Source organism: Bradyrhizobium nivariense, from assembly GCF_029846695.2.
In the GTDB taxonomy this organism is placed as follows: domain Bacteria; phylum Pseudomonadota; class Alphaproteobacteria; order Rhizobiales; family Xanthobacteraceae; genus Bradyrhizobium.
Genome location: NZ_JARWCR020000001.1, coordinates 330,656 through 345,070, shown reverse-complemented (window position 1 = coordinate 345,070; position 14,415 = coordinate 330,656). Strand labels below are relative to the sequence as shown.

Annotated in this window: 17 protein-coding genes; 1 reads left to right on the top strand and 16 read right to left on the bottom strand. The window is 64.2% G+C overall.

Annotated features, from left to right (window positions below; all coding sequences use genetic code 11):
• Nucleotides 1–82: 82 nt before the first annotated feature.
• The 16 genes from QCM77_RS01685 to QCM77_RS01610 form a co-directional block, all read right to left on the bottom strand.
• Entirely contained in the window at nucleotides 83–868 is a 786-nt protein-coding gene (locus QCM77_RS01685; RefSeq protein ID WP_279681622.1) for an amino acid ABC transporter ATP-binding protein, read from the bottom strand.
• Nucleotides 865–1,641, bottom strand: a complete 777-nt coding sequence (locus QCM77_RS01680; RefSeq protein ID WP_279681620.1) for an SDR family NAD(P)-dependent oxidoreductase — start codon at nucleotides 1,639–1,641, stop codon at nucleotides 865–867. The genes QCM77_RS01685 and QCM77_RS01680 overlap by 4 nt, the downstream gene beginning before the upstream one ends.
• Entirely contained in the window at nucleotides 1,638–2,621 is a 984-nt protein-coding gene (locus tag QCM77_RS01675) for an NAD-dependent epimerase/dehydratase family protein (protein ID WP_279681618.1), read from the bottom strand. The genes QCM77_RS01680 and QCM77_RS01675 overlap by 4 nt, the downstream gene beginning before the upstream one ends.
• 1 nt (nucleotide 2,622) lies before the next feature.
• A complete protein-coding gene (locus tag QCM77_RS01670) occupies nucleotides 2,623–3,294 on the bottom strand; it encodes an amino acid ABC transporter permease (protein WP_279681617.1) in 672 nt (223 codons plus the stop codon).
• Between the two features lie 9 nt (nucleotides 3,295–3,303).
• Nucleotides 3,304–3,975, bottom strand: coding sequence for an amino acid ABC transporter permease (locus QCM77_RS01665; protein WP_279681615.1), 672 nt, complete (start codon nucleotides 3,973–3,975; stop codon nucleotides 3,304–3,306).
• Nucleotides 3,976–4,050: 75 nt separating this feature from the next.
• The gene (locus QCM77_RS01660) at nucleotides 4,051–4,914 is read right to left on the bottom strand and encodes a substrate-binding periplasmic protein (protein ID WP_279665772.1); all 864 of its coding nucleotides are present in this window, start codon (nucleotides 4,912–4,914) and stop codon (nucleotides 4,051–4,053) included.
• 32 nt (nucleotides 4,915–4,946) lie between these two features.
• Entirely contained in the window at nucleotides 4,947–5,858 is a 912-nt protein-coding gene (locus tag QCM77_RS01655) for an allantoinase PuuE (RefSeq protein WP_279681613.1), read from the bottom strand.
• A gap of 11 nt (nucleotides 5,859–5,869) precedes the next feature.
• Entirely contained in the window at nucleotides 5,870–6,379 is a 510-nt protein-coding gene (locus QCM77_RS01650; protein ID WP_279665774.1) for an ureidoglycolate lyase, read from the bottom strand.
• A gap of 200 nt (nucleotides 6,380–6,579) precedes the next feature.
• Nucleotides 6,580–7,356 carry a GntR family transcriptional regulator gene (locus tag QCM77_RS01645; protein ID WP_279681612.1) on the bottom strand — a complete coding sequence of 259 codons (777 nt, stop codon included), beginning with the start codon at nucleotides 7,354–7,356 and terminating at the stop codon, nucleotides 6,580–6,582.
• Nucleotides 7,357–7,674: 318 nt separating this feature from the next.
• The gene (locus QCM77_RS01640; RefSeq protein WP_279681611.1) at nucleotides 7,675–8,511 is read right to left on the bottom strand and encodes an ABC transporter substrate-binding protein; all 837 of its coding nucleotides are present in this window, start codon (nucleotides 8,509–8,511) and stop codon (nucleotides 7,675–7,677) included.
• A 70-nt stretch (nucleotides 8,512–8,581) separates the two neighbouring features.
• A complete protein-coding gene (locus QCM77_RS01635; protein ID WP_279665780.1) occupies nucleotides 8,582–9,073 on the bottom strand; it encodes a MaoC family dehydratase in 492 nt (163 codons plus the stop codon).
• A gap of 10 nt (nucleotides 9,074–9,083) precedes the next feature.
• Nucleotides 9,084–9,836 (bottom strand): hypothetical protein, encoded by a 753-nt coding sequence (locus tag QCM77_RS01630; protein ID WP_279681609.1) that lies wholly within the window; start codon nucleotides 9,834–9,836, stop codon nucleotides 9,084–9,086.
• The gene (locus QCM77_RS01625) at nucleotides 9,833–10,666 is read right to left on the bottom strand and encodes a CoA-transferase (RefSeq protein WP_279681607.1); all 834 of its coding nucleotides are present in this window, start codon (nucleotides 10,664–10,666) and stop codon (nucleotides 9,833–9,835) included. The genes QCM77_RS01630 and QCM77_RS01625 overlap by 4 nt, the downstream gene beginning before the upstream one ends.
• A gap of 16 nt (nucleotides 10,667–10,682) precedes the next feature.
• Entirely contained in the window at nucleotides 10,683–11,825 is a 1,143-nt protein-coding gene (locus QCM77_RS01620) for an acyl-CoA dehydrogenase family protein (protein ID WP_279681606.1), read from the bottom strand.
• Nucleotides 11,826–11,840: 15 nt separating this feature from the next.
• Nucleotides 11,841–12,209 carry a tautomerase family protein gene (locus QCM77_RS01615; protein ID WP_279665784.1) on the bottom strand — a complete coding sequence of 123 codons (369 nt, stop codon included), beginning with the start codon at nucleotides 12,207–12,209 and terminating at the stop codon, nucleotides 11,841–11,843.
• 3 nt (nucleotides 12,210–12,212) lie between these two features.
• Entirely contained in the window at nucleotides 12,213–13,310 is a 1,098-nt protein-coding gene (locus QCM77_RS01610; protein WP_279681605.1) for a LacI family DNA-binding transcriptional regulator, read from the bottom strand.
• A gap of 184 nt (nucleotides 13,311–13,494) precedes the next feature.
• Between QCM77_RS01610 and dapA the strand changes: the two genes are divergently transcribed.
• Entirely contained in the window at nucleotides 13,495–14,403 is a 909-nt protein-coding gene (gene dapA, locus QCM77_RS01605; protein WP_279681699.1) for a 4-hydroxy-tetrahydrodipicolinate synthase, read from the top strand.
• Nucleotides 14,404–14,415: the final 12 nt, after the last annotated feature.

Below are 14,415 nucleotides of genomic sequence, written 5' to 3'. Positions count from 1 at the left end.
GTTCTCCCCAGGTCATCTTTGCTAAAAAAATTAGAGTGTTGCGCTGACCATTTGATCCCGCCGCGCAAAGCGGACGTTTCGGTCATCGATACATAATTTGATTGAGGAATGCACGGGTTCGATCCTGTTTCGGATCCGAGAAAAAATCGGTCGGCGCGCCTTCCTCGATAATCCGGCCGGCGTCCATGAACACCACGCGGTCGGCGACCGTGCGCGCGAAGCCCATCTCATGGGTGACGCAGACCATGGTCATGCCTTCGCGGGCGAGGCTGACCATGACGTCGAGCACCTCCTGGATCATTTCCGGATCAAGCGCCGAGGTCGGTTCGTCGAATAGCATGATCTGCGGTTTCATGCACAGCGCACGCGCGATGGCGACGCGCTGCTGCTGGCCGCCGGATAGCTGGTTCGGATATTTATCGGCCTGTTCGGAGATCCGTACGCGCTCAAGAAAATAGCGCGCGATCTCGTCGGCCTCCTGCCTCGTTGCGCCGCGGATCTTGCGTGGCGCGATGGTGAGGTTCTGCAGCACGGTCAGATGCGGAAACAGGTTGAATTGTTGGAATACCATGCCGATATCGCGGCGGACCACGTCGACATTGCGCGTCGAGTGATCCAGCTCGACGCCATTGACCATGATGCGGCCGTCGCGATGTTCTTCCAGCCGGTTCATGCAACGGATCATGGTCGACTTGCCGGACCCCGAAGGCCCGCAGATCACGACGCGCTCGCCGCGCGCCACCGTGAAGTCGATGTCCTTGAGCACCTGGACGTCGCCATACCATTTGGTGACGCCGGACATCTGAATGATCGGCGCGGAAGTCTCTGCAGGCGCTTGCAGCATGGTGCTCTCCGAAACGTTGCTCATGACGCCATCCAGCCGCCATCGACGAGGATATTTTCGCCGGTCATGAAAGTTGCCTCGTCGGAGGCCAGAAACAGCGCCGCATTGGCGACGTCGTCGGGGCGGCCCAGCCGCGGCATCGGCGTGCGGCTGGTGGAGTAGTCCATCCAGCGCGGCTCCACAGCGCGACCCGGTTTGCCGGTGACGATCTTGCCGGGCGCGACTGCGTTGCAGATGATGTGATCTTTCGCGTAGTCCGCCGCGATCTGCCGCGTCATGTAGACGACCCCGGATTTGGAGGTGCCATAGGCGATGTCTTCCGGGCAGGCGATCATGCCGTGCTGCGAGGAGATGTTGACGAGGCGGCCGCGGGCCTCGTTGCGGATATCCTGCGTCAGCATCTGGTTGACGGCGGCGCGCGACATCAGGAATACGCCGGTGAGATTGACCGCCAGCGCCCTGTCCCATTCGGCGAGGCTGGTGTCGGTCAGACGCTTGCCGGTGCCGATGGCGGCGTCGTTGACGAGCACGTCGAGACGGCCGTAGCGCGCAACGGTCTGTTGGACGGCGCGGACGGTATCGTCCTCCGAGGCCACGTCGATCTGGATGAAATCGACCTCATAACCGTCTGCACGCAGCAGATCCAGTGTCGGAGCGCCGCCCTCGCGCACGTCCATGGTGAGATCCGCGAGCATGAGTCTCGCGTCCTCGGCAGCAAATCGGCGGGCGATGGCGCGGCCGATGCCCGAGGAGGCGCCGGTGATCAGGACGGATTTTCCGGCCAGACGTTTGCTCATGCGGGTTCTCCTGCCTGCGACAACCAGCCGAGATAGTCGCGCGCCGCATCTTCCAGATAAAATTGAGGCTTGAAGCCGGCATCCGCGGCCAGTCGCGCAATGTTCAGCGGCGCACGGTCCTTCGGCAGGCCATAGCTCACGTTGCCCTCCGCTTCGATCTCCGCCATCCGCCAGCGGAAGCCGGGCAAGTGCGTCGCGATGATCTCGCACCATCGTGGCAGATCGGACAACACACCGCCGCTGACGTGATAGGTGCGGTGCTTCAGCGCGTCGGAGGCGCTCACCCTCGCGACGCCGAGGGCGGCGTCACGAGAATAGATCCAGTCGCCGGCCATGCTGCGCGGGAGAACCGCTTCACGGCCGTCGAAGGCCATGCGGAGCACCTGATAATGCGGGCTCAGCGCATCGCGGACACCGGTCTGCAATTCCCATGGGCCAAAGACCGGCCCGAGCCGAATCACGCGCACATCGAGCTTGTGAAGGTCGGCGATCCGCAGCGCCGCCTGTTCCGATGCAAGCTTTGTGATGCCGTAGAGCGCGGCTGGCGCCGGCGGCGACAAATCCTCCTCAAACAGGCCCGACGCAGCCGGTTGGGAGAAGCCGTACACTGCGACCGAGCTGAGCACGGTGACGCGCTTGATGGCGGGCCGCAATGTTACGCGTTCGAGCAGATTGACGGTGCCGCCGATATTGACGTCGACGATCTGGCGCGCAGCGTCATGCTCGCGCTGCGCATTCGGCGTCATCGCGGCGGTGTGGATCACGCGGTCGATGCCGACAGTGTTCAACGCGCGGTCGACGTCGTCGGCGCTTGTGACATCGCCGGTGACCAGCGTGGCGCCGGCGAGTTCGGGACGCACCAGCATATCGTGGCCGGGTGCCGAGAGGTCGAAAAGGATGACAGTCTTGCCGTCGGCGATCAGGCGCTCGGCGAGCGCGAGCCCGATGAAGCCGCTGCCGCCGGTAATCAGTGTGGTCATGCTAGCGGGCTTTCAGTGCTTGCCGCTCCAGCCGCGCCACCCAGCGCGCGAACGGATACAGGATGACGAAGAAGATCACGGCGGCCGCCATCAGCGGCGTCGGGTTGTAGGTCTGCTCCTGGGCGACGCGAGCTGAGCGCAGCAGTTCAGGCAGCGCGACCAAGGCGGCAATTGGTGTCGCCTTGACGAGTTCCAGCGAATTGCTGGCGAGCGGCGCCAGCACGTTGCGGATCGCCTGCGGCAGCACGATGGAGAACACCACATGCAGCGGCTTGAAACCGAGCGCCCGGGCAGCCTCGGTCTGGCCGTGGGGCACGGACAGGATGCCGGCCCGGAAGATCTCGCCGTAATAGCCGGAATTGTTGAGCACGATGGCCAGCACCGCCGCGGTGAAGCCGCCGAGCGTCAGACCCAGAAACGGCATGCCGTAGAAGATCAGGATCAGCAGCACCACGACGGGAAACGACCTGAACAGGTCGATATAGATCAGCAACGCGATATTCACCCAGCGCTTCTTGAAGCTGTACAGCACGGCGATGGCGGGGCCGGCGAGAATGCCGAGCGGCAGCGCCACCACCGCGAGCCAGACTGTATAGATCAGCCCCTGTAGCAGCAGCGGATAGACCCGCAACAGCGACTCCCAGTTGGCGAAATTGTCCAGGAAATCCTGCATGCGATCCGCTCACCGTCCCGTGCTGTAGCGATATTCGATCCACCGGCTGGCGATCACCAACGGCAGGAAGAAGGTGAGGTAGAACGCCGCGGCCAGCGTCAGCGGCGAGGGATTGGCGACCAACGCCATCACGCTCTGCGCCTGTCCGAGCGTTTCCGGGAGCGACACGGCGGTGCCGAGCGCCGTGCCCTTGCTGATGGAGATGGCGCGGTTGGTCAGAAGCGGGATCGCGAGGCGAATGGCCTGCGGCAGGATGATGGTGACCAGCGTCCGCAGCCGGCTGAAACCGAGCGCGCTGGCGGCGTCCCATTGTCCGCGCGGCAGCGCCATGATTGCGGACCAGAAGATCTCGGTGCAAAAGGCCGACAAGACCATGCCGAGTGCCAGCACAGTGGTCGCGAAGGGGGACAGCGCCGGGCCGAGATAAGGCAGGCCGAAATAGATGAAGACGATCACGACGAGCTGCGGCAGCGTGCGCAGCACGTCGACATAAGCGGTGATGACGAAATTGACCGGGCGCAGGTTGGCGCAGCGCAGCAGTGCCAACGACAGGCCGAACAGCGTACCGCAGACAATAATCAAAAGCGATACGGCGACCGTCGTGCGAAAGCCCGCGAGCACCTGGGGGAAGGCGCCCGCGATGACTTCTGCATTGAAGTAGTATTCGACGATCCGGTCCATCGAGTGTCCGTCAACCGCGGTCGAACCAGTTCGGGCCGGTCCGGTGTTCGCAGCTATCTTGTCAGAGCAAGCGTGCTACTTGCACGCCGGAACGTGCGAGGTGGGCTCGAAGCCTTTGAAGCCGGGGGGGCCATAGCCGAAATACACAGTATCGATGGCCGAGCCGGCATCGGGCGTTGCGCCATACCATTTCTCGTGCAGCTTGCGCAGGCGGCCGTCCAACTTCATGCATTCGATGACCGCCTCGACCTTGTTGCGATACTCGGTGTCTTCCAGGCGGAACGCATAGGCGAAGTTGCGGCCGTTGAAGTCCTTGAAACCGACCTTGATCGCCTTGTTCTGGCTGGCGGCATAGACGGTCGTCGGGATCTCATTGAGCGCTGTGAAGGCGCGGCGAGTCAGCACGGCCTGCACCGTGTCGGGGAATACATCGTAGCGCTGCACTTCGAAGCCGTATTTCTCGGCATTGGCGGTGGCCCAGGTATCCGAGATGGTCCCGCGGTTGACGGCAACGGCCTTGCCCTTGAGATCCTCGAAGCTCTTCATCTCGTCGGCGGCGCGGACGATGAAGCCGTTGCCGGTGGAGAATAGCGGCTCAGTATAGAGCATGCGCTCGGAGCGTTCGGCAGTGAGGTTGAGCGGGTTGACGAGGAATTCGGCGCGCTTAGCGAACAGCGCCGCGAACAGGCCGGAGAAATTGATGTCGACGATCTCGACCTTCGGGCGGCCGAGATCTTTACCGATCTCGTTGATCAGATCCGCACCGAAACCCTCGGGGCCGTTGGGGCCGCGCACCATCCACGGCGCGACGCCGAAGTCGGACGCGACCACCATCGGCTTGTCGGACGGATGATCGGCTTCCTGGGCGCTGGCGCCGCCGGCGAATGCCGCATTCGACAGCATCAGCGCGAACAGCCAATGCGTGGGTTTCAGCCTCATGGGGCGTCCTTTCGGGGGCGGATGTGATGGGATCAGTGCGTGGGGGGATGAGTGGCCTGCCAGTGACGGGCGATGTCGCCGCGCCGGCAGACCCAGGCGTTGTCGTGCTTGGCGACGTGATCGAGGAAGCGCTGCAGGCCAGCGGCGCGGCCGGGATGGCCGATCAGGCGGGTGTGCAGTCCGACCGACATCATCTTCGGCGCGGTAGCGCCTTCCGCGTAGAGCATGTCGAAGGCGTCGCGCAGATAGATGAAGAAATCATCCGCCGTTGCCATTGCGCCGCGGCTGAACTTGGCGTCGTTGTTGGCAAGACCGTAAGGCACCACGAGATGCGGCTTGTCGAGTACGCGTGTCCAGTACGGCAATTCGTCGTTATAGGCGTCGGAGTCGTAGAGGAAACCGCCTTCTTCGACCACGAGGCGCCGCGTGTTCACGCTCGGCCCATAGCGGCAATACCAGCCGAGCGGACGCTCGCCGGTGGTGCGCTCGAGGCTCTCGACGGTCTTGCGAATGCGCTCGCGCTCGTCGGCCTCGGACAGCAACGGATGTCGCTCCCAGCGCCAGCCATGGGCGCAGACGTCGTAGCCATATTCGCGAATGGCGGCGCAGGCCTCGTCGTTGCGTTCCAGCGCCAGCGCGCAGCCCATGACGGTGGCGATCATGCCGTGCTCGGACAGAAGGCGCAGCACGCGCCAGAAGCCTATGCGGCTGCCATATTCGAACATCGACTCGGCGGCGAGGTCGCGGCCCTCGAAGCCGCCGCCGCCACCTTCGGTCAGGGCCGTTTCGGTGACGCCGTCGCCATCGGCGAACGACGGCTCGGAGCCTTCTTCGTAATTGATGCAGAAGTTGAGTACGATTCTTGCTGCGCCCGGCCATTGCGGATGCGGCGGGTTGCGGCCGTAGCCGACGAAGTCGCGGGTGAGGTGATCATCATGCGGCATCGCTGCGAACCCTATGCGCTCTGCGGCATCACGGCGCGAACGTCGCCCGCGATATCGACGAACACGTCGTCGTCCTGCCGGCCGGTCATGCCCATGGCGACAGCGAATTCCATGGCCGCGCCGAGAACGGTCATCGGATGATGCCAGACATTGCGGGCGAAGGTGATGCTTTGATGCGCTCCAGCGATGAAGCACCGCAGGGTGGCCACATCAGGCAGGCCATCCGGGCCGGCGTCGCACACGATCGCCAGGTATTGACTGCTGCCGAGCGGGATGAAGGTCTGGGCGGAGAACGGATGACGCTCCAGCGTCGTGATTGGCAGGGGCAGACTGCCGAGCCTGGCGGCGCTGCTGATCCAGAAGGAAAAGGTGGCGGCTTCCTCGGTGTGATCGTCCGATGTCGGAAGATAGCGCCGGCGCACGTCGATCGGCCGCTCGGCTACATCGCCGAAGGCGGCAAAGCCGGCCGGGGACAGCGGTTCGGCCGCGACGGTATGGGAAGCAGTGTGGTTCGGCGTCATTCAGGCGGGACATCTGTTTGGTCGGCTTGCTGCGAAGCGGCTCGATATTCCACTGGTATACCAGTGAACCGCCCATGCTGATTTCAGTCAAGCCGCGAAGCTCGGGAAGCTGCGTTAAATTTGGACGGAATCCGACAAAATTGCGGGCAGCTGTGGAATTTTCGGACACGCAGCCCGCGGGGATTCTGCCTGATCTCGACCTAGCCGTGAGGCTCGGGCAGGAAAATCCCGAATCGCTCGAGCAATCCCTGCCGCACGTTAGTGAGATGCAGGATCATCGCCTGACGGGCTGCGGCGGCATCACGATCGATGATGGCATCGATAATTGCAAGATGTTCGCGGGTGGCGGGCAGCAGCCGGCCGGGGTGGCGCTCCACGTTACACATCCGGATATTCTGCCGAATTTCTCCAATCAGCTTCTCAAGCGAACGATTGCCGCAATGCCGCGCGATCTGGTCATGAATTTCGTCGTCGAGGGTCCAGTGAACCGTCCTGGGCACCGTCGACGCAGCAATGATCTTCTCTAGCGCGGCCCTGATCGGTGCAAGGATATCCAGCGCGATGCGGGTCGCCGCAATGAACGTCGCTTCGCCCTCCAGCACCATGCGGAGATGGACCAATTCGAGCAATTCCGCCATTTCGATTGTGCGGACCACCACGGTGCCGTTGGACAATTGCTCGAGCCTGCCTTCGCCCAGCAACCGGCTGATGCCAGCCCGCAGCGGTGTCCGCGAGACTTTCAGCCGGAGTGCAAGTCGGCGCTCTTCAATCACCTCGCCGGGCTGCAGCTGCCGCGACTCGATCAGGTTGTGCAGCTTCAAATAGGTTGCGTCTGTTATGCTGCCATTGGTCCGTGCCGGGCGTTTGCTGATTGATTTCTTTGCTTTGCTGATAGAAGGCACGGACGTTGCTTTCGACGATTGGATAGAAATGCCGCCATATCGGTAGACGTACGTTACGCTCTCGCCGCTGGCCAAGCTGAAGCTCTGGATTAGCCATCCATTCTCAATTGGTGTCCATCTTTATGCAAGACTTCGCGAATGTCCGCTGGCTTTGGATCCCCACATGGCCGCTTCTGGCGCATGGCGGCCGGCGGCCGCGTCCAGGTCGACGGAAGATGGCACAGAGGCAAGGGGCGCACGGAATGGGCCACCCCCTTGCGGGGATGTCAGCCAGCCCAAACGGGCGGACGCCTCAGTTGCGATACCAACCCGCCAGATTCCACGTCGTGACGTCCCACACCGAGAGGTCGGCCATCAGGCTATTGACGCCGGCGCCGACGCCCTGGTGTCAGGTCAGTTGGTCGGGCCGTCGCCGCGGATAGCAAAAGTGACGGCCTTCAGCTTGGTCATGCCGAACTTGTCGAACAGCTTGTCGTAGGTGCCGTCGGCGCGGGTCGCCGTCAGCGCATCGGCGAAGGCTTGCGCGAGCAGCTTGTCGCGGAAGGCGAAGGTGATGTCGGTGCCGGCGATGTCGCGGACCCAGATCTTGGCGATGCCCTTCTGCTCCAGCGAGTTGGCGGTCTCGTTGATGTTGAGCGCCGCCTCGAGCTGGCCGGCGCGCAGCGCCGCCGAGGTCGCGGTGACGGTGGTGAAGGTGCGGAGTTCGATCGGCTTGAGGCCCTTCGCGACCATCTCGTTGTTGAACTCGCGTGCCTTGCGCTCGGTGTAGGTTGCCGATTCGACGCCGACTACGCGGCCGGCGAGATCCTCGAACTTTTCCAGCTTCAGGCTGGAGGTGGGATCGGTGTAGATGCTGATTGCCTGCTGCGCGTAAGGCACGAGGTAGAGCATCTTCGAGCGCTCCTCGGTCCAGAACAGGCCGGTGTTGATGGCGTCGAAGCGGCCCGAGCGCAGCGCTGGGATCATCGGCGGGAAGTCCATGCGCAAGAACACCGGCTCGACGCAGATGCGCTTGGCGATCTCCCTTGCGAGCTCGACGTTGAGCCCCTGCAACTCGCCCTTGTCATCGACGAATTGCTGCGGCGGCAGCGTCGGGTTGATTGACATCTGCCATTTGGGAGCTTCGATCAGGCTCGACGCCGGCACTTTCGGCGTACAGCTCTGGGCGTGGGCCACCTGGGAAAGGCCGATCAGCAGCGCGAGGGCGGAGAAGGTCTCGAGAAATCGCATCAAAAAACTCCTGTCAAATCGTGGGTGGCAGAGCAGCCGTCTCCGGTCCGATGTCTTCTTCATTGTCGCGTCACGTGGCGGCCGTCGGATCGCGAGCGCCCTGCCGGGTCAGGATCAGCGAGGTGTGCCGGGCCGCCGTCACGACCTCGTCGCGCTGGTTGACGAGGTCGAGCGTCTCGATGACGATGCCGCGGTCGGGGTTTCGGGTCGGCCGCTTCTCGACGAAGCGGAAGCGTACGCGCAAGCTGTCGCCGGCGACGATGGGTGCCGTGAACCGCACCTCGTCCCATCCGAGCGAGGCGACCGAGGTCTCCTCGTACAGCTTCAGCTCGGACTTCAGCCCTTCCATCAGCGAGAGGCCGAACAGCCCATGGCCAATCACGGCCGGAAAGCCGCGGGCGCGCGCATAGGCCGTATCGACATGAAGTGGATGGTGGTCGCGCGTGACGTCGGCGAAGGCGCCGATGTCGGCCTCCGTTACGGTGTGCGCGGCGGTCTCGAACTCCGCGCCGAGCGCGATGTCCTCATAGCGGAGATTGATTGATGCGGCAGCGGTATCCATGGGGTATCCCTCAGGCAACCTTGCGCGGCCGCGCCGGCAAGGCCTTGAAGCTCTGTGCGATGCCCATCGGACCGGAGCGGAAGATGCGTGCGTCCATATCCTTCAGTTGCGGGCTGATGCGCGGCCGGAAGCCCATATGCGCCAGAATGTCTTCTTCCAGACGAACCCCCGGCGCGATCTCGGTCAGCGTCAGGCTGCCGTTCTCGAGCTCGAACACGGCACGCTCGGTCACGTAGCTCACTTGCTGGCCGCGTTGCGCGGCAAGCGCGGCACTGAAGCTGATCTGGCCGACCTGCGGCACGAACTTGCGGAAGGCGCCGTCGCGCCGGATCGCGAGGCGGCCGTTCTCGACGCCGATGTCGAACTTGCCGCCGGTCATGGTGCCGCTGAAGATCAGCCGTCGCGCGTTCTGCGTGATGTCGATGAAACCGCCCGAGCCGTCGCGGCGGTCGCCGAAGCGGGTGACGTTGACGTTGCCCGCTTCGTCGACCTCGGCGAAGGAGAGGAAAGCGCAGGACAGCCCGCCGCCGTCGTAGAAGTCGAACTGATAGGCCTGGTCGAGAATGACCCGCGGATTGATGGCGGTGCCGAACTCGCGGGCGTGGCCCGGCACGCCGCCGACCACGCCGGATTCAACCGTTAGCGTGATCAGGTCCGAGATGCCTTCCTCGGCCGCGACGTTGGGGATCATCGCCGAGATGCCGACGCCGAGATTGACCACGTCGCGCGGGCGCAGCTCGAAGGCGGCGCGGCGGGCGATCACCCGCCGCTCGTGAGCGGATCCGGCGCGATCATCGCGACCGGCACGCGCGTCTCGCCGCAGCGGGCCGGGTCGTAGGCCGTGCCGTAGGTCTGCATCTGGTCGGGCTCGAGCACGACGTGATCGATCAGGAAGCCGGGAATCTTGACCATCTGCGGATGGATCGAGCCGCGCTTCACGATCCGCTTCACCTGGCAAATCACGGTGCCGCCGGCATTGTGCACGGCCTGCGCGATCGAGAGATCCTCGCGCGTCGTGCCTTCGTGCTCCATGCTGACATAGCCGTCTTCATCGGCGGAGGTGCCGCGGATGATGGCGACATCAGGTGGAGCGGGGACGCGGTAGAGCAGCCACGACTGGCCGTGCAGTTCGAGGAGGTCGACCAGCGGCTGCGTGGTGCGCGCATTCATGCGGCCGCCGTCCTGACGCGGGTCCATGTAGGTGTTGAGGCCGACATGGGTGAGCACGCCCGGATGTTTCGCCGCCATGGCGCGGCAGAGCTGGCTCATCACGCCCTGCGGAAAATTGTAGGCGTCGATCAGCTCGTCCCGGACCAGGCGCATGAACGGCACCTGGAGGCCGAAATTGCCGCCGATCACGCGCGCGACGAGGCCTTCATGGGCGAGATGGCACAGGCCCTTCTCGGTCACGGCGCCGACGCCGGTGATGTTGATCAGCGTCAGCCCGTGCGGCCCGTGGCCACCGAGGAAGCGCTGCTCCAGCGCATCGAGGACGGCCTCCGCGGCGCCGGTGCCGCCATTGCCGCCGACGATCAGCGTGTCGGCGTCGCGGATGAGACCAGCGGCCTGCGCCGCGGTGATGATGCTCAGCATGACTGCACGCGTCCCATCATGCGGCCTCCTTCTCGACCTGGCGGGCGATGATGAGCCGCTGGATCTGGTTGGTGCCCTCGTAGATCTGGGCGAGGCGCACGTCGCGGAACAGCCGCTCGATGCGATACTCGCGCGAATAGCCGTTGCCGCCGTGGATCTGCAGCGCATTGGAGACGTGCTTCATCGCCATGTCGGTCGTGAACAGCTTTGCCTGCGCCGCCTCCTTGGCGATCGGCTCGCCGGCATCATGGAGACGGCCGGCATGATGGATCAGAAGGCGCGCGGCGGCGATGTCGGTCGACATGTCGGCGAGCATGAACTGCACCGCCTGGAAGCCGATGATCGCCTGGCCGAACTGCTTGCGGTCCTTTGCGTAGGCGGTGGCGTCCTCGAACGCGGCCTGCGCCATGCCGAGCGCCATCGAGGCCATCATCAGCCGGCTGAAATTGAAGTTGCTCATCGCCATCTTGAAAGCCTGGTTCTCCGGCCCCATCAGGCTGTCCGCTGCGAGATGCACGTCGGAGAAGGTGATCTGGCAGTCTTCAAGGCCGTGCATGCCGAGAAGCTCCTCGTTCTTGCCGCGCGCGATGCCGGGCAGGGCGCCGTCGACCAGAAGGCAGGAGATGGCGCGATGGCCTGCGTCCGCGCCGGTGCGCGCGAACACCATGATGCGATCGGCGACGCCGCCGAGCGTCACCCAGGCCTTGGTGCCGTTGAGCCGCCAGCCATTGCCCTCGCGCGCCGCATTGGTGCGGATGCCCGCGACATCGGAGCCGTGGTCGGGCTCGGAGACGGCGGTGGCGGGAATGATGTCGCCGCTCAGGATTTGCGGGATCAGCGCCTTGTGCGCGTCGGTGCCGTGATGGTCGAAGAACAGCACCGCCTCGACGGGAATTGCGAAGGCATTGGCGACGGCGCCGGAGCTGCGCGCCAGCTCCTCCATCGCGATGCATGCCGCGACCGCATCGAGGCCGGCGCCGCCGGCGCCTTCGCGCAGGCAGATGCCGAACAGGCCGAGATCGGCCATGCCCTTGTAGAGCGCACGGTCGAAGCGATCTTCGCGATCGATCGCGGACGCACGCGGCAGAATTTCCGTCTGCGCGAAGCGCCGGGCGGTCTCGCGCAGGGCTTTCTGGTCTTGGGTATAGAAGCGATCCATGGCCTGTGGCTCCCGTTAGTCGCTGGCGAGCTTGGCGTTGTGGGAAACCTCGCTCTTGTCGCGATCGAGGAAATAGACCGCGACGTCGTCGCCGGGAACGTCATAGGCGCTGCACACGCCGCGGGTCAGGGTGATGGCGGCGGCGCGGCGCTCGGCCTCGCTACGGCGGAACGCATGAACCTTGAGCAGGATGCGCTGGCCTACGTCCTGGGGTCCCATCGCGCCGGCATGGGCGTAGTCATCCGGCGAGACCGGGAGGAAATAGAGCGTGACCGTCTCCGCGCCAACGCCGAAGGCCGACATCAGGCCGTCGGTTACCAACCTCGCCAGCGCGGCCTTGCGCTGCGGCGGGACGGGCGGTGCGAGCACTTCGACATAGGGCATCAGTCAGACCTTCGCGGCTTTGACCGCAGATGATTTTGAGGAAGACGATTTGGGTTTCACGGACCTGGCGGCAATCGGCGCAGCTTTCGTCGCTTCGATCCGGCGGCAGGAATCGCGCTTCACCAACCGGGCGCCGACGCGATATTCGCGGACGCCATCATTGCCGTTGCCCTTCGCATCCATGCGATGCAGCAGCCGGTCGACGGCGAGATTGGCGAGATCGCGCGCGCCGTTGTCGACGATGCTGATTGCCGGGCGATGCCATTCGAACCACGGCATGTCCTCATAGCAGAGCAGCGAGAGATCGTCGGGGATCGCGACGTTCCGCTCCGCCGTCACGCGAAGCACGCCAAGCGTCGCCTCATGATTGGCGACGAAGATCGCGCTGGGCGGACGCGGGAGATCCAGCAGTTTGCGGCAGCACGTCGCGCCGGTCTCGGGGACGAAATGGCCGGGATGAATCAATGCGTCGTCGGTGGCGATGCCAGCTTCGCGCAGCGCGCGGACATAGCCGGACAGCCGTTCGCGGCCCGACGTGGTGTCCTGGCGGCCGACGATCAACCCGATGCGCCGATGCCCGAGCTCGATCAAATGGCGCGTGCCGAGATAGGCACCTTGCGGATCGTCGGAAAGCACGGTCTCGAGGTCGGTTGCATCATCGCGACGTACGAGGCAGACGATCGGAACGTCCTTCGCCAATGCCGTGAGCTGCGCACCGTTCTTTCCCGTGGGCACGACGATCAGCCCGTCGATGCGATGATCGACCAGCGTGGTGAGGGTGTCGCTCTCCTGCTGCGGATCGTCGCCGCCGATGCACAAAAGCATCTGGTAACCCAATGTCTTCAGGCGCGTCTGCACGACTTCGGCCATCACCTGGAACGAGGCGTTGGTGAGGTTATGAACCAGCAGCGCCACGAGACGCGACTGCCCGGTCTTCAAGCCTCGCGCGATCGGGTTCGGCCGATAGCCGAGCTCGCGCGCAATGCGCGTCAGGCGCTGCTGAGTGCGCTCACTGGTCAGGCCCGTCCCGGTCAGCGCTCGGGAAGCGGTGCTGACTGAAACGCGGGCCGCGTGTGCCACATCTTTGAGCGTGACGCTCATCAAACCTGCCGGTAGACTGCAAACGATTGCAGAGACGTTATGGGCCAATTCTACATGGATCAAGCCCAAAAAATGGATGGTGGTGCTCAATGCAGAGCCAGTTGCGCAATCGATTGCAGGAATGTTGCGGATATTCCGCAGAGCATCGCCGCTTCCGGAATTCAACCGGTCACCCGGCAGCTCTCTGATGAAGATATTTCGCGGCACCTACACCGTCATGATTACCCCGTTCACGCCGGCCGGCGATGTCGATGTCGCCGCGTTGCGCGCCTTCGTCGATTGGCAGATCGCCGAGGGTATCCATGGGCTGATTCCGCTCGGCTCGACCGGCGAGTTCCTGTCTCTCGACGATGATGAGAAAACGCTGGTTGCGGAAGTCGTCATCGGCCAGGCCGCGGGGCGCGTGCCCGTGCTGATCGGCACCGGCGCGGAGGATACGCGCGAGGTGGTTCGTCTCAGCCGTCGTGCCGAAAAGCTGGGCGCGGACGGCGTGATGATCATTCCGCCGTTCTATTCGACGCCGACCGACGACGAGCTTGTCCATCATTACAAGACGGTTGCCGATGCGATCTCGCTGCCGATCATGGTCTACAACAATCCGGCGACGGCCAATGTCGATCTCAAGCCGCCGCTCGTGGCGCGCCTCGCCGAGATCGGCAATTGTCTCTATATCAAGGAGTCGACGCTGGAGGTGACGCGCGTGCGCGACATCATCCGTCTCTGTGGCGACAGGATGACGGTGTTCGGCGGCATCCTCGGTTTCGAATCTTTCGTCGAGGGCGCGCAGGGCTGGGTAGCGGTGGCCTCCAACGTGGTCCCGTCGGCAATGGCGCGCATCTTCAGCCTCGTCGCCGATGAGGGGGCGATCAAGCAGGCGCGCGACCTCTATCTGAAATATCTGCCGGTAATCGAATTCGTCGGCGGCCAGGCCTATGTCGCCGGCAGCAAGGCGCTGCTCGGCCACATGGGTTTTGCGGTTGGCCATCCGCGTCCGCCGCGGCTGCCGCTGCCTGCCGCGCAGGATGCTGCCGCCCGCGCCCTGGTCAAGACGTTCGATCTGGCGTGGCGCGGCGCGCCAATCGCGGCTGCTTGAATTGGGTGTGAA